At 72.1% G+C, this 21,750-nt stretch carries 18 protein-coding genes and 1 tRNA gene; 13 read left to right on the top strand and 6 right to left on the bottom strand.

Annotated elements, in window-relative coordinates; genetic code table 11:
• Positions 1-62: 62 nt before the first annotated feature.
• Positions 63-1,022 (bottom strand): helix-turn-helix transcriptional regulator, encoded by a 960-nt coding sequence (locus ABD832_RS04705; protein WP_344888857.1) that lies wholly within the window; start codon positions 1,020-1,022, stop codon positions 63-65.
• Between the two features lie 62 nt (positions 1,023-1,084).
• On the opposite strand from ABD832_RS04705, the gene ABD832_RS04710 reads away from it, so the two are divergent.
• Both ABD832_RS04710 and ABD832_RS04715 read left to right on the top strand, forming a co-directional pair.
• Positions 1,085-2,377, top strand: a complete 1,293-nt coding sequence (locus tag ABD832_RS04710; protein WP_344888860.1) for an epoxide hydrolase family protein — start codon at positions 1,085-1,087, stop codon at positions 2,375-2,377.
• A 191-nt stretch (positions 2,378-2,568) separates the two neighbouring features.
• On the top strand, positions 2,569-3,543 hold the full coding sequence (locus tag ABD832_RS04715) for an MBL fold metallo-hydrolase (RefSeq protein WP_344888863.1): 975 nt from the start codon (positions 2,569-2,571) through the stop codon (positions 3,541-3,543).
• A 106-nt stretch (positions 3,544-3,649) separates the two neighbouring features.
• Here ABD832_RS04715 and ctaD read toward each other — a convergent pair whose 3' ends face one another.
• Positions 3,650-5,314 carry an aa3-type cytochrome oxidase subunit I gene (gene ctaD, locus ABD832_RS04720; protein ID WP_344893317.1) on the bottom strand — a complete coding sequence of 555 codons (1,665 nt, stop codon included), beginning with the start codon at positions 5,312-5,314 and terminating at the stop codon, positions 3,650-3,652.
• Between the two features lie 357 nt (positions 5,315-5,671).
• Here ctaD and ABD832_RS04725 point away from each other — a divergent pair, with 357 nt between their 5' ends.
• From ABD832_RS04725 to ABD832_RS04735, 3 genes are all read left to right on the top strand, one after another.
• Positions 5,672-7,012 carry an NAD(P)/FAD-dependent oxidoreductase gene (locus ABD832_RS04725; protein WP_344888866.1) on the top strand — a complete coding sequence of 447 codons (1,341 nt, stop codon included), beginning with the start codon at positions 5,672-5,674 and terminating at the stop codon, positions 7,010-7,012.
• 77 nt (positions 7,013-7,089) lie between these two features.
• On the top strand, positions 7,090-8,055 hold the full coding sequence (locus ABD832_RS04730) for a TIGR03557 family F420-dependent LLM class oxidoreductase (RefSeq protein ID WP_344888869.1): 966 nt from the start codon (positions 7,090-7,092) through the stop codon (positions 8,053-8,055).
• 173 nt (positions 8,056-8,228) lie between these two features.
• Positions 8,229-9,404 (top strand): NAD(P)/FAD-dependent oxidoreductase, encoded by a 1,176-nt coding sequence (locus tag ABD832_RS04735; protein WP_344888872.1) that lies wholly within the window; start codon positions 8,229-8,231, stop codon positions 9,402-9,404.
• Positions 9,405-9,606: 202 nt separating this feature from the next.
• Here the strand turns inward: ABD832_RS04735 and ABD832_RS04740 are convergent, their stop codons facing one another.
• Positions 9,607-10,275 carry a TetR/AcrR family transcriptional regulator gene (locus ABD832_RS04740; protein WP_344888875.1) on the bottom strand — a complete coding sequence of 223 codons (669 nt, stop codon included), beginning with the start codon at positions 10,273-10,275 and terminating at the stop codon, positions 9,607-9,609.
• Positions 10,276-10,556: 281 nt separating this feature from the next.
• Here ABD832_RS04740 and ABD832_RS04745 point away from each other — a divergent pair, with 281 nt between their 5' ends.
• Positions 10,557-11,348 carry an SDR family NAD(P)-dependent oxidoreductase gene (locus ABD832_RS04745; RefSeq protein WP_344888878.1) on the top strand — a complete coding sequence of 264 codons (792 nt, stop codon included), beginning with the start codon at positions 10,557-10,559 and terminating at the stop codon, positions 11,346-11,348.
• 241 nt (positions 11,349-11,589) lie between these two features.
• Here ABD832_RS04745 and ABD832_RS04750 read toward each other — a convergent pair whose 3' ends face one another.
• On the bottom strand, positions 11,590-12,459 hold the full coding sequence (locus tag ABD832_RS04750) for an SIS domain-containing protein (protein WP_344888881.1): 870 nt from the start codon (positions 12,457-12,459) through the stop codon (positions 11,590-11,592).
• Positions 12,460-12,944: 485 nt separating this feature from the next.
• Here ABD832_RS04750 and ABD832_RS04755 point away from each other — a divergent pair, with 485 nt between their 5' ends.
• The 6 genes from ABD832_RS04755 (at position 12,945) to ABD832_RS04780 (ending at position 18,309) form a co-directional block, all read left to right on the top strand.
• Positions 12,945-14,357, top strand: a complete 1,413-nt coding sequence (locus ABD832_RS04755; RefSeq protein ID WP_344888884.1) for a cellulase family glycosylhydrolase — start codon at positions 12,945-12,947, stop codon at positions 14,355-14,357.
• A 45-nt stretch (positions 14,358-14,402) separates the two neighbouring features.
• Positions 14,403-15,203 (top strand): class I SAM-dependent methyltransferase, encoded by an 801-nt coding sequence (locus tag ABD832_RS04760; protein ID WP_344888887.1) that lies wholly within the window; start codon positions 14,403-14,405, stop codon positions 15,201-15,203.
• 133 nt (positions 15,204-15,336) lie between these two features.
• Complete coding sequence (locus ABD832_RS04765) at positions 15,337-15,906, top strand: dihydrofolate reductase family protein (RefSeq protein WP_344888890.1); 570 nt, start codon at positions 15,337-15,339, stop codon at positions 15,904-15,906.
• 157 nt (positions 15,907-16,063) lie between these two features.
• Positions 16,064-16,786, top strand: coding sequence for a carbon-nitrogen hydrolase family protein (locus ABD832_RS04770; protein ID WP_344888893.1), 723 nt, complete (start codon positions 16,064-16,066; stop codon positions 16,784-16,786).
• 217 nt (positions 16,787-17,003) lie between these two features.
• Entirely contained in the window at positions 17,004-17,582 is a 579-nt protein-coding gene (locus tag ABD832_RS04775; RefSeq protein ID WP_344888896.1) for an RNA polymerase sigma factor, read from the top strand.
• Positions 17,575-18,309 carry a hypothetical protein gene (locus ABD832_RS04780; protein ID WP_344888899.1) on the top strand — a complete coding sequence of 245 codons (735 nt, stop codon included), beginning with the start codon at positions 17,575-17,577 and terminating at the stop codon, positions 18,307-18,309. The genes ABD832_RS04775 and ABD832_RS04780 overlap by 8 nt, the downstream gene beginning before the upstream one ends.
• Before the next feature lie 126 nt (positions 18,310-18,435).
• Here the strand turns inward: ABD832_RS04780 and ABD832_RS04785 are convergent.
• Positions 18,436-18,510 (bottom strand) — tRNA-Arg (locus ABD832_RS04785).
• Between the two features lie 315 nt (positions 18,511-18,825).
• Positions 18,826-19,311: a C40 family peptidase gene (locus ABD832_RS04790; RefSeq protein WP_344888902.1), complete on the bottom strand. Its 486-nt coding sequence runs from the start codon at positions 19,309-19,311 to the stop codon at positions 18,826-18,828.
• Between the two features lie 1,124 nt (positions 19,312-20,435).
• On the opposite strand from ABD832_RS04790, the gene ABD832_RS04795 reads away from it, so the two are divergent.
• Complete coding sequence (locus ABD832_RS04795; RefSeq protein WP_344888905.1) at positions 20,436-21,554, top strand: serine hydrolase domain-containing protein; 1,119 nt, start codon at positions 20,436-20,438, stop codon at positions 21,552-21,554.
• The last annotated feature ends 196 nt before the right edge of the window (positions 21,555-21,750 follow it).

The raw sequence follows: 21,750 nt of genomic DNA on the forward strand, positions 1-21,750 counted from the left end.
CCTGAGCCCCGGCCGTCTCGGTCCCGACCGTCTCGGCCTCGCTCGTCCCGGCTCCGGGAGCGTCAGCCCTCCCCCAGGGCGCGCAGGCACCGCTCGGCCTGGGCGCGCAGCGCCTCGACGAGTTCCGGTGGCCCGCTGACCAGGGTGAAGGCGGTGTCCACCGAGGTGATCATCCAGACCAGCGCGGACGGGGTCTCGGCGCCGACGTGCAGCAGACAGCCGTCGCCGTCGACGGCCTCGACGACGCCCATGCCGGGCCACACCCGGTCCGCCACGATCTCCGCGGACTCGTGCAGGACGACCGTCGCCTGCACCGGCCAGGCCCGTGACGACAACCGGCGCGCCAGGTAGGCCGCGACGTCGCCGTCGGGCGGTGGCCGGGGCGTGAACCGCGGGCCGGTCGGGGAGCGGGGAGTCAGCCGGTCCACCCTGAAGGTGCGCCAGTCCTCGCGGCCGGCGTCCCAGGCGACGAGGTACCAGTGACGGCCGAAGCTGACCAGGCTGTGCGGCTCGACCGACCTGACCGTGTCACCACCGCGAGGGGCCGCGTAGTCGAAGCGCAGCCGCTCGTGGCGGCGGCAGGCGTCGGCGATCGCCATCAGCGTGTCCGGGCTCACCGCGGGCCCGCCGGCGCCGACCCGCACGGTCGCCGTGTGCAGCGTGTTCACCCGGTGGCGCAGCCGGGAGGGCAGCACCTGTTCGAGCTTGGTGAGCGCCCGCAGGGAGGTCTCCTCGATCCCGGTGACCGGCCCGCCCGCCGCCGTGCGCAGGCCGACCGCCACGGCGATCGCCTCGTCGTCGTCGAGCAGCAGCGGCGGCAGCGACGCGCCCGCCCCCAGCCGGTACCCGGCGGTGCCCTGCACCGCGTGCACCGGGTAGCCGAGCCCGCGCAGCCGTTCCATGTCCCTGCGGACCGTACGCCCGGAGACGCCCAGGCGATCGGCCAGCTCGGCACCGGACCAGTCCCGGCGGGTCTGCAGGAGCGACAGCAGCGTGAGCAGCCGCGCGGAGGTCTCCACCATGCCGCCAGAATGTCACGCGCTTAGGAGCGAACCCGTCCTAAGCGGCTGACAGATTCATCGACATGACGAACACCTCGCACGAGGACGTGCGCCCCTTCCGCATCGACATCCCGCAGCCCCTGCTCGACGACCTGAAGGCGCGGCTGGCCGGGACCCGCTGGCCCGACGAGCTGCCCGGGGTCGGATGGAGCCGGGGAGTGCCCGTCGCCTACCTGCGGGACCTCGCCGAGTACTGGCGGACCGGGTACGACTGGCGCGAGCACGAGGCCGCGCTCAACAGGATCCCGCAGTACGTCACCGTCATCGACGAGCAGAACGTCCACTTCCTGCACGTACGCTCCCCCGAACCCGACGCCGTCCCCCTGGTCCTGCTGCACGGCTGGCCGGGCGGGGTCACGGACTTCCTCGACGTCATCGGCCCGCTCTCGGACCCCCGCGCCCACGGCGGCGACCCCGCCACGGCCTTCCACCTGGTGATCCCGTCGCTGCCGGGCTTCGGCTTCTCCACCCCGCTGGCCGGACCGGGCATGAGCGCGACCCGGATGGCCGGGATCTTCGTACGGCTGATGGAGCGGCTCGGATACGAACGCTACGGCGTGCAGGGCTACGACACCGGCGCGTGGGTCGCCCCCCAGATGGGCGCCCAGGCCCCCGACCGCGTGATCGGGATGCACGTCAACGCCCTGCTGACCTTCCCCATCGGCGCCGAGGGCGAGATGGACGGCCTGACCGAGGCCGAGCAGCGGCGCTGGCAGGCCATGGAGAACTTCAACGACGGCTACCTGCAGTGCAACTCCAAGCGACCGCAGACGGTGACGTACGGGCTGCACGACTCGCCCGTCGGGCAGCTCGCCTGGATCGTGGAGAAGTTCAAGGAGCTGACCGACCCCGAGGAGGGGCTGCCCGAGGAGAGCGTGGACCGCGACCGCATCCTGACCGACGTCTCGGTGTACTGGCTGACCGGCACGGCCGGATCCTCGGCGCAGATCTACTACGAGGAGATCTCCGCGAACGCGTGGGGCGGGACGGCCGACGACACCGCCGCGGACGGCGCCGCCTGGAGCGGGCCGGGCGACGGCTCCGAAACCGCCACGGGCACGGACGGCACAGACAACACGGACGGCACGGACGGCGCCGGCTGGGGCGGGGACGCGGGCGGCTGGACCCCTCAGCGCGGGACGGTACCGACCGGCGTGCTGGTCTCCGCCCACGACGTCACCATCCGTCGCTGGGCCGAACGCGACCACAACGTGGTGCGCTGGACCGAGCTGGGGCGGGGCGGCCACTTCCTCTCGATGGAGGCACCGGACCTGCTGGCCGACGACGTCCGCGAGTTCTTCGCGAAGCTTCGCTGAGATCGTCCCTCCGCGCGGGGACGGGGCCCGGCCCGCGTGTCCCGGCGTGCCCCGTCCGATGTGCCGCCGGCCCGGTCCCGCGTGCCGACCCGGCGTGCCCGGCCCAGCTCGGCCCGGCGCGGCCCGGCCTGACGTGCTCGACCTGACGTGCTCGGCACGGCCGGCCCGGTGGGCGAGGCAGAATACGAGCCGTGGAAGGACGATGGGTCGAGGTGGCCGACCGGGTGCTGGTGCGGCGGTACGCCGAGCTGGACCTGTCGGTGGGGCTGGTGGTGGGCGAGGGCGGCTGCCTGGTGGTCGACACCCGCGGGGACCAGCGGCAGGGGGCCGAGCTGGCCGCCGAGGTCCGTCGGATCACCGGCGCCCCCTGGACGGTGGCGATCACCCACTCGCACTTCGACCACGCCTTCGGCACCGGGTCGTTCCCCGGCGGTCCGGTCTGGGGGCACCGGGACTGCCGCGCCGACCTGATCCGCGACGGTGACCGGGCCAGGCGGGAGTGGGCCCGGTACTACCGGGATCTGGGACGCGCGGACGTCGCCGCGGACATCGAGGGGACCGAGATCGTGCCTCCGGACCACCTGGTGACCGGCCGGACCGAACTGGTCGTCGGCGGTCGCCGGATCGTCCTGGCCCATCTCGGCCGCGGTCACTCCGGCAACGACCTGGTGGTCCACGTACCGGACGCCGGCGTGGTCTTCGCCGGTGACCTCGTGGAGAACGGCGCCCCGCCCGCCTACGAGGACGCCTACCCCCTGGAGTGGCCCGCCACGGCCGCCGCCCTGCTCACCCTCGCCGACGACGCCACCGACCCCCGCCCCGGCACGTCCGAAGCCGGGAACGCGGCCGAAGCCGGGAACGCGGCCGGAAGCATGGCCGAGGGCGGAAGCATGGCCGGGGCCGAGGGCGTGAAGGACGGGGACACGACCGGGGACGGGAACGTGACCCGACGGGGCACCGTCCCGGTCCTCACCTTCGTCCCCGGGCACGGAGACCCGGTGGACCGCGCGTTCGTGGCCGCGCAGCAGGCGGAGATCGCCGCCCTGGCCGGGCTGTGCGAGGAGGTGGCCGCGGGTCTCGTCTCCCCCGCCGAGGCCGTACGCCGATCGCCCTACCCCCGGGAGACCACGGAGATCGCCCTGCGCCGCGCGGCCGTCCCGGGCTGACCGTTCCGCACGGTCCCGCGCCGTTCCGTGCCGTTCCACACGGTCCCGTCCCCGGTCGTACGACCTCGTCCCGCGGACCGGAACAGCGGAACGTACCGGAACGCGGTCAGATCTCCTCGGAGGGCTTGGTCGGGTCGAGCTGGCGCGGCTGCATGGCCGCCCTGGGGTGGTGCAGGTCGAAGGCCGGACGCTCGGAGCGGATGCTGGGGATCGACAGGAAGTTGTGCCGCGGTGGCGGGCAGGAGGTGGCCCACTCCAGCGAGTTGCCGTACCCCCACGGGTCGTCGACGGTCACCCGCTCGCCGTGCCGGGCGGTGTACCACAGGTTGTAGATGAACGGCAGGGTCGAGGCGCCCAGCAGCAGCGCGCCGGCCGAGGAGACCATGTTCAGGCCGGTGAAGCCGTCCAGGTCGCTGTAGTCGGCGTAGCGGCGCGGCATGCCGCGCGCTCCCAGCCAGTGCTGGACCAGGAAGGTGGCGTGGAAACCGACGAACAACGTCCAGAAGTGCCACTTGCCGAGCTTCTCGTTGAGCATCTTGCCGGTCATCTTGGGCCACCAGAAGTAGAAGCCGGCGAACATGGCGAACACCACGGTGCCGAAGACCACGTAGTGGAAGTGCGCGACCACGAAGTAGGAGTCGTGCACGTGGAAGTCCAGCGGCGGGGAGGCCAGGATGACGCCGGTCAGGCCGCCGAGCAGGAAGGTGACCAGGAAACCGATCACGAACAGCATGGGGGTGTGCAACACGATGTGGCCGCGCCACATGGTGCCGATCCAGTTGAAGAACTTCACCCCCGTCGGGATCGCGATCAGGAAGGACATGAAGGAGAAGAAGGGCAGCAGCACCTGGCCGGTGGGGAACATGTGGTGGGCCCAGACGGTCATCGACAGGCCGGTGATGGCGATGGTGGCACCGACCAGGCCGATGTAGCCGAAGATGGGCTTGCGGCTGAAGACCGGGATGACCTCGGTGATGATGCCGAAGAACGGCAGCGCGATGACGTAGACCTCGGGGTGTCCGAAGAACCAGAACAGGTGCTGCCACAGCAGGACCCCGCCGTTGCGCGGGTCGAAGATGTGCGCGCCGAACCTGCGGGTCGCCTCCAGCCCCAGCAGCGCGGCGGCGAGCACCGGGAAGGCCATCAGCACCAGCACGCTGGTCAGCAGCGTGTTCCAGGTGAAGATCGGCATCCGGAACATCGTCATCCCGGGGGCCCGCATGCAGATGATCGTGGTGATGAAGTTGACCGCGCCCAGGATCGTGCCCAGGCCCGACATCACCAGCCCGGCGATCCACAGGTCACTGCCGTACTGCGGGGAGTAGGCGGCGGTCGACAGCGGCGGGTAGCCGGTCCAGCCGAAGTCGGCCGCGCCCCCGTCGGTGAAGAAACCGAAGCTGGCGATCAGCCCGCCGAACAGGAACAGCCAGAAACTGACCATGTTGAGCCGGGGGAAGGCGACGTCCGGGGAGCCGATCTGCAGGGGCATGATCACGTTGGCGAACCCGGCGAACAGCGGGGTGGCGAACAGCAGCAGCATCAGCGTGCCGTGCATGGTGAACAGCTGGTTGTAGTGCTCCTGGCTGACCAGCTGCGTCCCGGGCTGGGCGAGCTCGCCCCGGATGATCAGGGCCATCAGCCCGGCGAACAGGAAGAAGCCGAACGCGGTGATCAGGTACATGTACCCGATCACCTTGTGGTCGGTGCTCGTGAGCCAGTTCACGACGATCGAGCCCGGCGGGCTCCTGCGCGGCGCCAGCGGTGAGGTCAGCGGTTCCTCGCGCGACCGTTCGGAGGTCGTCACGGCCCACCCCCTTCGAACCCGTTCGTTGTCGGACCGGCGTCGTCCCCGGGCCGGTGCGCCGCCCGGACCGGCGGGCCGGTGGGCCGGGGGTGGCCCCCGCTCCGTACCGTCCTCCCCCCGGCCATCCCCCCGCGAGACGGCTCCCACTCGCCCGCCCGGCCATCTTGCCCGCGCGCTGACCTGCGGATGACCGGCCCCGTACCGGATCGTCCACGGTGGCGGGACGGGCGGGGCCCGGAGGCGAGGAGGTCCGGCCCGTCGCGCTTGACCGGGGGGCATACAGGGCACGCCGCTGGAAACGGAGCGTCGAAAGGAGCGACCCAGATGACCAAGCGACAGCGAGTCGTCGTGATCGGAGGAGGGTTCGCGGGCTTCACCGCCGTCCGCACGCTCTCCAAAATCGCCAAGGGTGCCGTCGAGATCGTCCTGATCAACCCCACCGACTACTTCCTCTACCTGCCCCTGCTGCCGGAGGTCGCCGCGGGCATCCTCGACCCGCGCAAGGTGGCGATCCCGCTGGCGGGCGACCGTCCCGGCGTCCGGCACCTGCTCGCCACGGTGGACGGTGTCGACCTTCAGGCGCGCCGGGTGACCTGCGTCGACTCCGAGGGCGGGCGCCGCGAGCTGGGCTACGACCGCCTGGTGGTCACGGTCGGCAGCGTCAACAAGCTGCTGCCCGTGCCCGGCGTCGCAGAGCACGCCCACGGCTTCCGGAGCATCGCCGAGGCGATCTACCTGCGGGACCACCTGATCCGCCAGATCGAGCTCGCCGACACCTCCACCGACCCCGAGGAGCGCCGGGCACGGTGCACCTTCGTGGTGGTCGGCGCCGGTTACACCGGCACCGAGGTGGCGGCGCAGGGCCAGCTGCTCACCCTGGACCTGCGCGACGCGCGACCGCACCTGCGCGACCAGCCCGTACGCTGGATCCTCGCCGACATCGCCCCGCGCATCCTGCCCGAACTCGACGAGCGCCTGTCGAGGACGGCGCACCGGACCCTGACGGGACGGGGCCTGGAGATCCGCACCGGGACCGGCGTGGCCGAGGCGACACCGGAGGGCGTCAGGCTCTCCGACGGGGAGTTCGTGCCGACCCGGTCCCTGATCTGGTGCGTCGGCGTGCGGCCGGACCCGATGGTGGAGGCGCTGGGGCTGCCCACCGAGCGGGGACGGCTGCTGGTCGACGAGTACCTGAGGGTGCCCGGACACCCGGGGGTCTACGCCTGCGGCGACGCGGCCGCCGTGCCCGACCTCACCCGGCCGGGCGAGTACACCCCGATGACCGCCCAGCACGCCGAACGCCAGGGCAAGCGCGTCGCCCGCAACATCGCCGCCTCGTACGGGCACGGAAGGCTGCAGCCGTACCGGCACGGCGACCTGGGATTCCTCGTCGACCTGGGCGGCGCCGCGGCGGCCGCGAACCCGCTGGGCGTGCCGCTGTCGGGCCTGGCGGCCAAGATCGTCACCCGCGCCTACCACCTGCTCGCCGTCCCGCACGGCCGGGGACGGATCGCCGGGAGCTGGCTGCTGGACTTCATGCTGCCGCGCCAGACCGTCCAGCTGGACATGGTCCCGGCCTCGGCGGTGCCGCTCACCTCCTGCGAGCCCGAACGGACCTCCGTGCTGAGCGGCTCGGCGTCGGGCCCGAACGGCTCTCCACGCTGAGCGGGTGAAGCGTAAAAGAGGACGAAATTGTCGGCCCCGCGGGCGATGCACGCGGGTGTCGGGGTAGGGAGCCGGGTATGGCAAAGATCGGTTACACGATGATGTGCGAGCAGACGCCCGCCCGGCAGCTGGTCGAGGACGTGGTCACGGCCGAGCGGATCGGCTTCGACTACGCGGTCATCTCCGACCACTACTTCCCGTGGCTGGAGGAGATGGGACACTCGCCGTACGCCTGGTCGGTGCTCGGCGCGGCGGCCTACGCCACCCGGAGCCTGCCGCTGATGACGTACGTGACCTGCCCGATCATGCGGTACCACCCGGCGGTGGTCGCGCAGAAGGCGGCGACGATGGGCGTGCTGAGCGAGGGCCGTTTCACGCTGGGGCTGGGGGCCGGGGAGAACCTCAACGAGCACGTGGTGGGTCAGGGCTGGCCCTCGGCCGACACCCGGCACGGCATGTTCAGGGAGGCCATACAGATCATCCGCGAGCTGTTCGAGGGCGGCTACGTCACCTACCGGGGCGAGTACTTCGACGTCGACTCGGCCAAGCTCTTCGACCGACCGGACCGGCCCGTCCCGCTGGCGATCGCCGCCTCGGGCGGACAGTCGGGCAGGATCGCCGCCGAGCACGGGGACGCGCTCGTCGCGACGGAGCCCGACGAGGACCTGGTACGCCTGTTCGGCGCCGAGGGCGGCACGGGCAAGCCCGTCTACGGCCAGCTCCCGATCTGCTACGACCCCGACCCCGAGGCCGCCAAGGAGCGGGCCCACAAGCTCTGGCGCTGGTCGGTGTCCGGCTGGAAGGTCATGGCCGAGCTTCCCGCCCCGGTCAACTTCGACGCCGCCGCGAAGACCGTGCGGCCCGAGGACGTGGCGGAGAGCGTGCCGTGCGGCTCGGACGTGGACGCGGTCGTGGAGGCGGTCCGCGCCTTCACCGACGCCGGTTTCACCCACGTCGCCCTGGTCCAGATCGGTCACGAGCACCAGGGCGCGTTCTTCGACTGGTCGGAGAAGGAACTGCTGCCCGCGCTGCGCCGCCTCTGACGACCGTCCGGGGCCGGGACCCGCGGGTACCGCGGCCGGTGTACGCCGGCCGCGGCGGGCCGGCCCCTGGCGGCCGCCCTGAGGGCCTGCCGGACACCGGGGCCTGCCGGGCACCGGGCGGAACACGGGCCCGTGAGAGGTTCCGCCCGGTCGTACGGGGAAGGCTCAGCGGGGTGGACGACGTCTGGGATCTGGTGGTGGTCGGCGGCGGGCCCGCCGGGGCGGCGGCGGCGCTGCGCGCGAGGCAGCTTCGGCCGGACGCGCGGGTGCTCCTGCTGGACCGGGCCGACTTCCCCCGCGACAAGGCCTGCGGTGACGGCATCGCCGCGCACGGGCGCGACGAGCTCGCCCTGCTGGGCCTGCCCGACCTGATCGCCGACTACCGGCCGACGCAGCGTCTGGCGGTGGTCTCCCCCGGTGGCGCGCGCGTCTCGGCCACCTCGGCCCGACCCAACCACGTCGTCCCCCGCAAGGTCTTCGACGCCCGCCTGGTCGACGCCGCACGGGCCCGCGGCGTCGAGGTCCGCCGCCACCAGGTCCGCTCGCTCGCCGCCCGGAACGGCCACGTCGTCCTGGACGGCACCGTCACCGCCCGCGCCGTGGTCGCGGCCGACGGGGCCAACTCCACCGTGCGGCGCCTGATCGGCGTCCCGCCCTCGCCCGACCGGCACACCGCGATCGCGGTGCGCGGCTACGCCGACGTGTCCCCCGACGACGACGTCCAGTCCATCTTCATGCAGCAGGACGGGTGGCCCGCGTACGCGTGGTCGTTCCCGATCGGCGACGGCACCGCCAACATCGGCTACGGGATGCTGCTGCCCCGGCTGCACGCCACCGGCCTGCCGGGCCGCGAGGTGCTGCACGGCCGGCTCGCCGAGCTGCTGCCCGACCTGCGTGCCCGTGACCTGCGCGCCCATCATCTGCCGCTCTCCCCCGGCAGGCCCGGGCCGGGGTCGGGACGGGTACTGCTCGCCGGGGACGCCGCCGGTCTGATCAACCCGCTCACCGGCGAGGGCATCTACTACGCGCTCGTCTCCGGCAGGCTCGCCGGGGAGGCCGCGATGCGGGCGGCCGACGATCCGCTGCCCGCCTACCGGCGCGGCCTCGGCAAGGCCCTCGGACGGCACCTGCGGACCACCGACGTGCTCGCCAGGGCCTCCCAGTCGCCCGGCTTCATCGACGCGGCGATCGACACCGCGGCCCGTCGCAAGGAGGTGTTCGACCTGCTGGTCGACGTGGGCCTCGGGGCGGGGACGGTTCCGGTGCCGCTGGCGATGGCCGTCCTGCGCCGCTGGGCCCTGAACGGCGTCCGGGGGCGCCGGGGAGACCGGGGGCACCCCGGGCCCTGACCGCGACGGCCCCGCACGGGCGTACGTCGCCCTTGGGCCGGGGTGAGCCGGTCCCGCGACACCCCGATCGCGCGGTACGGCCGCCGGCACCGTACCGCCGACCGGGCCGTCACGCCCATCGGGCCGTCACGTACAGCGGACGGTCGCACTCACCGGGTCGTCATGTCCGTCGTCATGTCCGTCGTCACGTCCGTCGTCACGTTCACCGGCCGGTCGCACCGACCGGGTCGTCATGGGCCTGCGTCACCGAGGTCACCGAGGTTACCGAGGTCGCCGAGGTCGCCGAGGTCGCCGAGGTCGCCGAGGTCGCCGAGGACACCGTCTCCTCGGCGAACAGGACCGCGGCGTCGACGGCGGCCTTGTCGCGGAGCACCGGGGCGCTGGTGTTGATGCCGTCGATGATGAGGCAGATCCGGCCGGCCAGCGCGTCGGGGTCGGACGCCCGCGCGCGGTGGGCGAGCTCGCGCAGAGCCGCCCGCCTGCCGGTGTAGTGGGCGACGATGGCCCGGTGCGCGGGGTGGTCCGGGTCGGGGAATTCCACGTACACGTTGCGCAGCGGGCAGCCGCGGAAGCCGTCGGCCGTCGCCTGCTCGGCGACGGCGCCCACGATGGCGACGATCTGCTCCGCCGGTCCGGGGACCGAGCGGACGGCCCGGTCGACGATCCCCGCCCAGTCGGCCCGGCAGCGTTCGAGGAAGGCCACGACCAGATCGTCCTTGTTGCGGAACTCCCGGTAGAGAAGGTTCTTCCCGCAACCGCACTCGTCGATGATCTGCTGCAGCCCCACCGCGTGCACGCCGTGCTCGACGAACAGGCGTGAGGCGACCTCCAGGATGCGCTCGCGCGCGCCCGGATCGGGTCTCCTAGCCATGCCGCACCTCCCCGGCCAAAGATAGCGGACCGAGCGGTCCGTGTCATGTCCCGGTGACGTTGACACCCGGCCTGATCACTGCCAATAATACGGACCAGTCGGTCCCGGACCAATCGGTCCGCTTCCGTCGGAGAGGCCGTCACACCCGGACCCCGGTGGATCCGGACGCGCCGGGCCGGCCGTGTCCCTCCCGGACACGGCCGTCACCGCGACCGGCGGCCCGAAGCACACCACCCACCGAGGCACACCGCTCACCGAAGAATCCGCAGAAGGAGACACTCATGGACCTGGGACTCGCCGGCAAGAGCGCCGTCGTCACCGGAGGCAGCAAGGGGACGGGCCTGGCCATCGTCCGCACGCTGGTGGCCGAGGGGATGCGGGTGGTCGCCGCCTCCCGGCGCGCCACCCCCGAGCTCAAGGAGACCGGGGCGGCGCACGTGGCCGTCGACCTCACCACCGCCGAGGGCGGCGGCGAGCTCGTCGAGCGTGCCGCGGCGGAGCTCGGCGGGATCGACCTCCTGGTCAACAACGTCGGTATCGGGGACACCGACGATCTGGTCCAGGGAGCCCTGCTCGACCTGCGCGAGCTCCCCGACAGCGCCTGGAGGCAGACCTTCGACCTGCACTTCTACAGCGCGCTCCGGGTCACCCGCGCCGCGCTCCCCCACCTGATCGAGCGCCAGGGCGTGGTGGTCAACGTCTCGTCCAGCGGTGCCCGGGTGGTCAGTGCGGGACCGGCTCATTACAACGTCGCGAAGGCGGCCCTGAACGCACTGACCAAGGTGACCGCGGAGCAGTTCGGCGACCGGGGGGTGCGCGCCATCACGATCTCCCCCGGGCCGATCCTCACCGGGGTCTGGACCGACCCGGAGGGGTTCATCGGCCGGATGGCGCGCGAGCAGGGCCTGACCCACGAGGACTTCGTGGAGCGGATGACCGACTCGCTCGGCGCCAGCACGGGCCGGATCAGCACGCCGGAGGAGGTGGCCCGGCTGGTCGCCTTCGCGGCCTCCCCCAACAACGTCAACGGTGCCGAGTTCCTGGTCGACGGCGGCATCGTCAAGCATCTGTGACGACGGGCACCGGCACCACCGGCCTTGGCGGCCCCGATCCCTGCGGGTGCCTACCGGTGGACGTGTGCCGGTGAACGCGTGCCGGTGGACGTCCGGCCCGCGCGGCGAGGGCGCCACAGCGTCACGACGTCACGACGTCACGACGTCACGGCGTCACGGCGTCACGGCGTCACGGCGTCACGGCGTCACGGCGTCACGGCGTCACGGCGTCACGGCGTCACGGCGTCACGGCGTCACGGCGTCAGGGCAGGATCACCGAGCGGGTGAGGTTGCGCGGGCTGTCCGGGTCCAGGCCGCGGGATCGGGCGAGCTCGACGGCGAGCCGCTGGGCCCGGACCAGGTCGGCCAGCGGGTCGAGCGCGGTGACCGTGGTCAGGGCTCCGGTGCGGGCCACGTCGTCCAGCAGCTCCTCCTGACCGCCGAAGAACCACACCAGGCTCTCCTCGTCGGCGAGGCTGATCGGCCCGTGCCGGTACTCCAGCGCCGGGTACGCCTCCGACCAGGCCAGGGCGGCCTCCCTGAGCTTCAGGGCGGCCTCCCGCGCCAGGCCGCCGGTCCATCCGCGGCCCAGGAAGGTGAATCGCCGCCGGGTGAGCGCACCCTCGGGCAGCGGCGTGGTGAGAGCGGTCTCGGCCTGCGCGACCAGGTCGTTGGGCGCCTGCCCGAGGTGCGCGCGGAGCAGGGCGAGAACGCAGGTGGCGAACCGGGTCTGCACCACGGAGCGCTCGTCGGCGAACTCCAGCGCGATCACCGTTCTCGCCGCCGCCGAGACCGGGGTCGCGGGGTCGGCGGTGAGGGCGATCGTGGGGACGTCGCCCGCGGCGCCGAGGGCGTGCAGCACCTCCGTGGTGGTGCCGGAGCGGGTGATGGCCACCAGCCGGTCGTAGCGCCGCGCCGGCAGCTCCGAGGCGGGGAAGGCGTCGGTCTCCCCCTGGCCCGACCGCTCACGCAGGGTCGCGTACGCCTGCGCCATGTACAACGAGGTCCCGCACCCGATCACGGCGACGCGCTCGCCCGTCTCCGGCAGGCCCGCCGGGTTCGCCGCGCCGAGCTCCAGCGCCTGCCGCCAGCACTCGGGCTGGCTCGCGATCTCCCGCAGGACGTGCGTCACGTGTGCCTCCTATCGGTGCTCCCTGTCCTCAACTGTCCTCAACATGTCACACCCCGGCACCGTGGACGCGTCCGGCCCCTTCGCCGGTCACGGACGCGTCCCGGGACGTTCCGGTCCTGCGGACCGGGTACGCCGGGCCGTCGCCGGGGTCATCGGACGTGGCGCACGTCCCGGTGCGCCGGCCGCTCGGCGAAGGACCGTCCCCGTCCGACGTCGCGGACGCGTCGTGACACCCGTACGGCGTGGAATTTTCAGGGCCTGACGGGTCCCTGACGGATCTTCCCCGTCGTGTCGTGGAGGGTTCCGGCCAGCTCAGCACCGCCGTGACGGCCGAGGAGAGGGACGGGGCGTACGGGGCGTGGAAGGGCGGTACGGCGGCGGCTGTACAGCGCCGGTGGCGCTGCCTACATTCTGGGGGGCTTTCCACCAGGCCCTCGGTCGTCGACGCGTCGCCGGCCGTTGCGAAGAACCAGCGAGGAGATTCGATGGGATCCATACGGCGGCTTTCCACGGCCGGCGCGGCACTCGTCGCCATGGCCGTAGCCCTGTGTGCCGTCATGCTCACGGGCCTTCAGCCCGCGCACGCGGCCGTGGGGCTCCACGTCAGCGGCACGGACATCGTCGAGGCGAACGGCCAGAAGTTCATCATGCGCGGGGTCAACCACCCGCACGTCTGGTACACGGGCCGGACCTCGTCGTTCGCCGACGTCAAGGCGCTGGGCGCCAACACCGTGCGCGTGGTGCTGGGCACCGGCAAGCGGTGGGGCCCGTCCAACGACGTCGCCGACGTGATCTCACTGTGCAAGCAGAACCGGCTGATCTGCGTCCTGGAGGTGCACGACACCACCGGGTACGGCGAGGAGGGTGCGGCCGCCTCGCTCGACGAGGCCGTCGACTACTGGATCAGCCAGAAGAGCGCGCTGGTCGGCCAGGAGAACCACGTCGTCATCAACATCGGCAACGAGCCGATCGGCAACACCAACGCCGCCCAGTGGACCGGCGCGACCACCGCCGCCATCAAGAAGATGCGCGCCAACGGCTTCCAGCACCTGCTGATGGTCGACGCGCCGAACTGGGGCCAGGACTGGCAGTACGTCATGCGGGACAACGCCCAGACGGTCCTGGACGCCGACACCCTGCGCAACACCGTGCTGTCCATCCACATGTACGCCGTGTTCAACACCGCCACGTCGATCACCGACTATCTCGACCGGTTCAAGGCCAACGGGTGGCCGCTGGTGATCGGCGAGTTCGGCTGGCGGTTCAACGCCGGTGAGGTGAACCACGAGACGCTGCTGTCGGAGGCGGTGTCGCGGGGCCTGGGCTACCTCGCCTGGTCCTGGAGCGGCAACACCGATCCCATCCTGGACATGGCGCTCGACTTCGACCCCGCCCGGCTCACCACCTGGGGTCAGCGGATCTTCAACGGCGCCAACGGCATCAAGGCCACGGCCAGGGAGGCCACCGTCTACGGCGGCGTCACCCCGACCCCCACCCCGACTCCCACCCCGACCCCGACACCCACCCCCACGCCCACCCCGACGCCGACCCCGACCCCGACGCCCACGCCGAGCCCCGGAGGCTCGTGCCGGGTGGCGTACGTGATGAACTCCTGGAACAGCGGGTTCACCACCAGCGTCACGATCACCAACACCGGCGGCTCGGCGATCAACGGCTGGCGGCTGGCGTTCACCCTGCCCTCCGGCCAGACCTTCACCAACGGCTGGAACGCGTCGTACGCGGCGACCGGTTCGCAGGTCGTCGCCACCAACGCGGGCTGGAACGGCACCCTCGCGCCGGGCGGCTCCGTCACCATCGGCTTCCAGGCCACCCACACCGGCAACACCACCGAACCCACCTACTTCGCCCTCAACGGAGGCTCCTGCCAGGCGGTCTGATCCCTGACCCGTCCCCGTCGCCGAACCGTCGTATCGTCTCCTCGTATGAGGCGTGACACATGGGTGGTCGGTGACGCGTACGAGGCCTATGTCGGCCGGTGGAGCCGTCCCGTCGCCGAGGAGTTCCTCCGGTGGCTGGACGTGCCCCCCGGCCGGCGATGGGCCGACGTGGGCTGCGGTACCGGGGCGCTCACCGAGACGGTCCTGGCCATGACGGATCCCGTGCGGGTCCTGGGCGTGGACACCTCCGAGGGGTTCCTGTCCCACGCCCGCACCCGGATCGTCGACGTCCGGTCGGCCTTCTGCGCCGGCGACGCCGGATCACTGCCACTGCCCGGCCGTCGTCTCGACGCCGTGGTGAGCGGCCTGGCGCTCAACTTCACGCCCGACCCGCAGCGCAGCGCGGCCGAGTTCGCCCGGGTCACCGCGCCGGGCGGTGTGGTCGCCGCCTACGTCTGGGACTACGCCGAGGGCATGGGCATGATGCGGTACTTCTGGGACGCCGCCGTCGCCCTCCGCCCGGACACGGCCGCCTCCGACGAGATGCGGCGTTTCCCCCTCTGCCGTCCCGATCCTCTCGCCCGCCTGTGGACGGACGCCGGTCTGCGCGAGGTGACGGTACGGGCGATCGAGGTGCCCACGGTGTTCACCGGCTTCGACGACTACTGGACGCCGTTCCTCGGCGGCCAGGGAGCGGCCCCCGGATATGTCGCGTCCCTGGACGACGAGCACCGCCACGCCCTGCGCGATCTCCTGCGCACCCGCCTGCCCGTCCGGCCGGACGGCTCCGTCCACCTCTCCGCCAGGGCCTGGGCGGTACGGGGAGTGGCCGCCGGGACGGGGTGAGTCCCGTTTCACGACGGGCAGGCGCAGAGAACGGGTGACGCCGATCGACGCCTGAACGGACCCGAGAACGTACGTACCGGAGCACGGCCGCGGATGCGACGGCCGCGTCCCGCCGATCCGAAGGAGAGTCGCCATGGCCACGGTGGAGGCGAACATCTCGATGTCACTGGACGGTTTCGTCACCGGCCCGAACCTCGACCGCCACCCCGGCCTGGGCGAGGGCGGCGACGTCCTCCACGCCTGGGTCGGCGAGGACCGGAGCATGGACCTCGCCATCGGCGAGGACCGCGAGCTCGCCGGATCGGTCGTCACCAGCCGGAAGGTGTACGACGAGACCGGAGGCTGGGAGTCCGAGAACGGGTTCTACCGGTTGCCGGTGTTCGTGGTCACCCACCGGCCGCACGACGTGGTCGTGAAGGGCGAGACCACGTTCACGTTCGTCACCGGGGGCGTCGAGCGCGCCGTCGAGCAGGCGATCGAGGCCGCCGGGGACAGGCCGGTGCACATCATGGGCGGCGCCGGCATCATCCGGCAGGCGCTGGCGGCCGGGCTGGTCGACGAGCTGTTCCTGCACGTCGCCCCGGTGATCCTGGACGGCGGCACGCGGCTGTTCGAGCACCTCGGCCGTCAGATCCGGCTGGAGCGCACCGAGGTGATCGAGTCCCGCCACGCCACTCACCTGCGGTACCTGGTCCTGAGGTGACCTGGTCCTGAGGTGACCGTCTCGTCCTGAAGGACGCCCCGGTCCTCGACAGGACGTCCCCGTCCTCGACGGTCCCCGGCCTCCGATGGTCCCGGCCCCGATGAAAGGATGACCGCCATCCGGGTCGCCCGTGGTGATCCCTTCTTCGGAGGTCCTTGTGCTCGTGCTCGCGGTGGCTCAACCGGACTGTGTGCCGTACGACGTGGAGAAGAACGCGGTACGGCACGCGGAGACGGTGCGAAGAGCAGAGGCCAGGGTGGTGATATTTCCGGAACTGTCACTTACGGGGTACCACCTGGACGCTCCGGCGATCACCGTGGAGGACCCGAGGCTGAGGCCGATCGTGGAGGCCTGCGCGGAGACGGGGGCGCTGGCCCTGGTCGGGGCACCGATCGTGGAAGAGGGGCGTGAGTACATCGCGATGCTGGCGGTGGACGGCGACGGGGCCGGGGTGGCCTATCGCAAGGTCAACGTGCACTCCAGCGAGGAACGGTTCGCCTGCGGGGAGCGGTACGAGGTGATCGAGGTGAACGGCCTGCGGCTGGGACTGGCGATCTGCCGGGACCTGATGATCGCGCAGCATGCCGAAGACACCACCGCGCTGGGGATCGACGTCTATGTGGCCGGGGTGGTCCACCAGGCGGCGGAGGTGGCGGTCCAGCAGGAGAGAGCGCGGCGGATCGCCACCGATCACCGTGTCTGGGTGGCGGTGGCGAGCTTCGCGGGACCGACCGGTGGCGGCTTCGAGCACACGGCCGGGTGCTCGGGGTTCTGGAGGCCGGGTGGCGACCTGGCAGCCCAGGCCGGACCGGAGCCGGGCGAGCTCGTCCGCCTGACGATCGGCCAGACCTCCGGCGACACTTCGCGATCTCGGGCCTGAAACCTGGGCCCGGACATGGATCCGTACCCGGGCCCGGGCCTGAGATCTTGGGCCTGAAACCTGGGCCCGGACATGGATCCATGTCCGGGCCTGGGATCTTGGGCTTGAGGCCTGGTCCTGGGCCGGCATGAGCCCTCATGACCCGGCGTCCCGCGTGAAAGCGTTCCGCGCCCGTGGCCAACAAGGTGTGTCATCCTTCCCGAGCAAAGGAACACACATGATCGCTCATCCTGATCCCGGGCCGCAGGCCGGGATCGGCGAGTGGTCGCCGCACGAGGATTTCGGCCGGGTCTTCGACGCTCATTTCGCCGAGATCCATCGCTACATCGCCCGGCGGCTGGACGCCCAGACCGCCGACGACCTCGCGGCCGACACCTTCCTCATCGCCTTCCGCGACCGCGACCGCTTCGACCCCGCCCGAGGCGGGATCCGCCCATGGCTGTACGGGATCGCCACCAACCTCCTGGCCGGGCACCGCCGGAACGAGGTACGCCGATGGAAGACGCTCAGCCGTACCGAGGCGGCCGACGACCAGGAGGGACCCGAAGGCCCGGTGACGACCAGGCTGGCCGCGCGGCAGGTGACGGGCAGGCTCGCGGGAGCGCTGGCCGGTCTCGCCAAGCGTGACCGCGACGTGGTCCTCCTCCTCGCTCTCGGCGGCCTCAGCCACGCGGAGGTGGCCGCCGCCCTCGGCATCCCGTACGGGACCGTCGCGTCCCGGCTGAACCGGGCGCGCAGGCAGCTGCGCAAGGCCCTGGGCGACGCGAACCCCCTGAAGGAGGCCCACGATGGATGAGATCAGCCTGCTGGGGCGGGCCGTTCCGGACGTACCGCCTCCCTCGTCCCAGGTGGTGGCCCGCGCGCGTGACCGGCTGGCCGCCGAGGAACGGCGGCCGACCGGTCATCGCGGCTCCAGGCGACGTCCCGGCTGGACCTGGGCACTGGCCTGCGCCGCGGTGACGGCCGTCGTGGCCTTCGCCGTGGTCACCATGACCGGCGGCCTGACGGCTCCGTCTCCCATCGCCCCGTCTCCGTCCACGCCGCCCACGTCCGTCCTGCCCGCGCCGTCCGTCAAGCCACCGGCCACGTACGAAGGGCTCCCGCTTCTTCGCTCGAAGACGGCGCGGAGCACGGCGACGAAGGTCACGCTGAGGTTCCGCCCCACCAGCACCAGGACAGCGATCGTGCTGCGCTGCTCCGCGCCGGGCTCTTTCGTCCTGGCCTCCGAACCCCGGAAACACGTCTTGAGCGAGGCGCGCGGTATCTGCGGTCCCGACGGCACGCGCAGCCGTTTCGACGACAAGAGCCACGAGCCCGGCTGGACGAGCCGCACCCACACGGTCACGTTCTGGGTCTTCCCCCCGGACGCACCGATCATCTCGCCCCCCGACGAGTACGGCTGTCGCAAGGCGTCGTGTGACGGGAGGTACAAGCTCCACACGAATACCGCGGACGCGCTCGCCGCCCGGATCGGTACACGCCCCCAGCCCTGGTCGGTCGCCGTCTACGACGCTTCCCGATAGGACTGCCTCGGTCGCCGCCGCGAGCCGTTCCACGACGGTGATCGGCGGGACCTGCCAGTGCGGCACCGGAGCATCACCGGGACAAGCGAAAGGCCAGGTCAGAGAGTCTCTGACCTGGCCTTCGGTTGGTGCCCCCTGCAAGATTCGAACTTGCGCTCCCGGCTCCGGAGGCCGGTGCTCTATCCCCTGAGCTAAGGGGGCCAACGCGTGATTACATTACCAGCATCCTGGGGGGAACCGACACTCAGATAGGGAACCGGTGATCACCAAGGGGACTCGGGACCGCCTTGGAGCAGTGGATCGACGGAACCGCGGGGTGGCGGGCCGCTGCCGGAGGGGTCGAAGCGGTCCGGCGAGGGCGACCGGTCGGCTCTGGAGCGTGTGGTGGAGCAGGCCGTGATCGCTCCGGGGCGAGCGGTGGCGGTGTGGGCCACGGCCGCTTCGGGGACGACCGGCGGGAACGAGGAACGGTCGCTTCACGGACGAGCGGTGAGGTGAGCCCGGAAGGAACGGCGGTCAGCTCACAGAAGGGCGGACGGCGCCTCGGTAGAGGGAGCGGTAGTAGGGCGAGGCGGCGAAGTCGACGGTTCTGACGACGTCGCCGGTCTTGGGGGCGTGGACCATGATCCCGTCCTTCAGGTAGACGCCCACGTGGGTGGGATCCTTCTTGACGTTCTTGCCGAAGAAGACGAGGTCTCCCGGGCGGAGCCGGGAGAAGGGGATCCTGCGGCCCTGCCTGAACTGGGTGCCGGTGTAGTGGACGAGCGTGACCCCCGCCTTGGACCAGGCGTGCAGGGCGAGGCCCGAGCAGTCGAAGCCCCCGCCGGTCGGGCCCGTGCTCGAACCGCCTCCCCAGACGTACGGCCTGCCGAGCTGGCGGAGCGCCGCGGCGGCCGCGATCTCGCCTCGTGAGGGAAGAGCGCGTTCTCGTGACGACGGCCGCCTTCCTTTCGGAGACGCCTGCCGCCGGTCGGTGGACGCCTTCCCCTTCCGCGAGGACACCGGCCCGCCGGACGTCGCCCCAGGTGTGCCGGGGAGCGTCTCCTGCCCACCCCGGAGGGGCCCGGACGGCCTGCCGAAAGCAGCCGGCCTACCGGGAGCAGACGGCCTGCCGGAAGCGGATGTCGTGCCGGGAGTGATCGAGGTCGTCGGCCGTCCGCCGGAGACCGGAGGCTTCGCGGGCCACCCGCTCGCGGTCGTGGACTCCTCCGGCCACCGGCCCGCGCTCAAGGACTCGGACACCTCTCCGTCCGTGGTCGCGGGCTTCGCAGGCCGCCCGTCCGGGGCCATGAGCTCGGACGACGCTCCGTCCAGGATCGTGGGCTCGGACGACCCTCCGCCCGAGGTCGCGGGATCAGACGGCCCTCCGTCCGGGGCCGTGAACCCGAAGGGCCGTCTGTCCGCATCCGTATGCCGCCCCGGCCACCGGCCCTCGGGCGAGGACTCCCCCGGCCACCCGCCTTCCGGGTGGGTGGCGACCGACGGCCACTCACCTCCCCGAGCCGGGAGGACCGCCGATCGGACGCCGTTCACGGCCGGAGAAGCGGACAGAGCGGAAATAGCGGGTGAGGTGGATCCACAGGCCAGGGCGAGCGTCGCGCGTGTCTCCTCTGGCAGCCGGTGGACGGCCCCCGGCGGGGCGGCCCGGAGGAACGGGAGGAACAGGCTGACCCAGATGTCGCAGACGGCTGCGGGGAGATGTGGCGCGGGGATCTGCGGGCCCCCTGCCAGGGCGGCCGAGAGGATGGTGACGGTGGCGAATTTCGTGATCACGCACGGCCTCCTGGGCTCGATGAAGGATCGAGGCCCCAGGATGCGCGGGAGGCGCTGATCCCCAAGAAGCCGAATGCGGTTCTGTGGATAACCAGAACGGGCCTCCGACCGGGATGTTCGTCCTCGGACCGGTGACCGTGGTTGCTCATGGATCGCTACGTCAACTAGGGTTGACATATGAACGGTGCGCGGCGGATGACACCCACGCCAGATATGACGACCATCGCCTTCCGAGGTGAACCGGTGACGACGGCGCGGCTCAGGGAGGACCCCGAGCGGGCGGACGCCACTCGCCGGGGCACCGGTCACACCGCTCACCGGAGCGCCGCTCACCGCTCGCACGGTGCCGGGTCATGACGGGCCCGTACGGCGACAAGGAGCTCGCGGCGAGGCTCCGTGACGCGGTCGGTGAGCGTCACCGGGTGGTGGCCGCCGCGGCCGTCTCCCCCGGCGGCACGAGGGTGACGAGCCTGGGCGCTCCCCTCGGCGCGGACTTCGAGATCGGCTCCATCTCCAAGGGGGTGACCGGCCTGCTCTACGCCGACGCGCTCGACCGCGGGGAGATCGGCCCGGAATCGACCCTCGGTGACTTCCTGCCCCTCGGGGACGTTCCCGCGGGGGACGTGACGCTGGCGTCGCTCAGCACGCACCGGTCGGGCCTGCCGAGGCTGCCCGCGTCCGCCGAGCCGTGGCGGCGGACCTTCTCCCTGTGGAGGCACGGTACGAACCCCTACGGCGAGGGCCTCGACGAGCTCCTCGCCCAGGCCCGGGAGGTACAGGTCGGGAGACCGCGCCCCCGGTACTCCAACCTCGGGTTCGAGTTGCTCGGTCACGCGATCGCGCGCGCGGCCGGTACGACCTACCGGGAGCTCGTGAACGAGCGGATCGCCGGGCCGCTCGGGCTCGGCGTGTTCTACGTCCCCTCGGCCCCGGACGAGCTGCGACCCGGTGCGATCATAGGCAAGTCCAGGTCGGGCCGGGAACAGCAGCCCTGGACGGGAGAGGCACTGGGGCCCGCGGGCGGGATCCGGGCGTCGATCGGGGACATGGCCACGCTGACCTCCGCCCTGCTGGACGGCAGCGCTCCCGGCATCACCGCCCTCGATCCCGTGACGACGTTCGCCGGGCGGGCGGTACGCATCGGCGCGGCATGGGTCACCCTTGAAACGAAGGGACGTTTCGTCACCTGGCACAACGGCGGCACGGGAGGGTTCCGTACGTGGCTCGGAATCGACCGGGCGGCCGGGACCGGGGTCGTCGTCCTGTCCGCGACCGCGATCTCGGTGGACCGCCCCGGATTCGTCATGCTGGCGAAGCTCACCGAGGAGGCAGGTGCGGCCGAACGCACCGGGGGGACCGGGAGCACCGGACCGGCCGAGAACACGAGAACCACCGAGGACACCGAAGACACCGAGAAGGCCGGGGGCGTCGGCGGGAACGGACCGGCCGGAGGACCCGGGAACCGCGCGTAGGCCGGAGAGGTCGCGCCACCCGTTCGACCGCGGGCCCGCCGGGCGGTGCAGGCACGCCGCACCCGGGACGGGCGGACGGGAAAGCCCGAACGGGAGGACCGGACGGACGAGGCGGACCCCCGCCTCCCGCCGCCTGCCCCCCGACTCCTGCCTCCCGCGATACGGGTACGTGGACATCCGCGGAAACCCGCGCGGG

The sequence above is a fragment of the Streptosporangium longisporum genome, from assembly GCF_039534895.1.
Lineage (GTDB): Bacteria > Actinomycetota > Actinomycetes > Streptosporangiales > Streptosporangiaceae > Streptosporangium > Streptosporangium longisporum.

What these genes read in the sequence shown, in the direction of transcription:
- ABD832_RS04745 (WP_344888878.1), top strand. Translation starts at nt 10,557, where the DNA reads ATGGACCTGGGACTCGCCGGCAAGAGCGCCGTCGTCACCGGAGGCAGC.
- ABD832_RS04760 (WP_344888887.1), top strand. Translation starts at nt 14,403, where the DNA reads ATGAGGCGTGACACATGGGTGGTCGGTGACGCGTACGAGGCCTATGTC.
- ABD832_RS04710 (WP_344888860.1), top strand. Translation starts at nt 1,085, where the DNA reads ATGACGAACACCTCGCACGAGGACGTGCGCCCCTTCCGCATCGACATC.
- ABD832_RS04775 (WP_344888896.1), top strand. Translation starts at nt 17,004, where the DNA reads ATGATCGCTCATCCTGATCCCGGGCCGCAGGCCGGGATCGGCGAGTGG.
- ABD832_RS04730 (WP_344888869.1), top strand. Translation starts at nt 7,090, where the DNA reads ATGGCAAAGATCGGTTACACGATGATGTGCGAGCAGACGCCCGCCCGG.
- ABD832_RS04705 (WP_344888857.1), bottom strand. Translation starts at nt 1,022, where the DNA reads ATGGTGGAGACCTCCGCGCGGCTGCTCACGCTGCTGTCGCTCCTGCAG.
- ABD832_RS04795 (WP_344888905.1), top strand. Translation starts at nt 20,436, where the DNA reads ATGACGGGCCCGTACGGCGACAAGGAGCTCGCGGCGAGGCTCCGTGAC.
- ABD832_RS04780 (WP_344888899.1), top strand. Translation starts at nt 17,575, where the DNA reads ATGGATGAGATCAGCCTGCTGGGGCGGGCCGTTCCGGACGTACCGCCT.
- ABD832_RS04740 (WP_344888875.1), bottom strand. Translation starts at nt 10,275, where the DNA reads ATGGCTAGGAGACCCGATCCGGGCGCGCGCGAGCGCATCCTGGAGGTC.
- ABD832_RS04725 (WP_344888866.1), top strand. Translation starts at nt 5,672, where the DNA reads ATGACCAAGCGACAGCGAGTCGTCGTGATCGGAGGAGGGTTCGCGGGC.
- ABD832_RS04765 (WP_344888890.1), top strand. Translation starts at nt 15,337, where the DNA reads ATGGCCACGGTGGAGGCGAACATCTCGATGTCACTGGACGGTTTCGTC.
- ABD832_RS04755 (WP_344888884.1), top strand. Translation starts at nt 12,945, where the DNA reads ATGGGATCCATACGGCGGCTTTCCACGGCCGGCGCGGCACTCGTCGCC.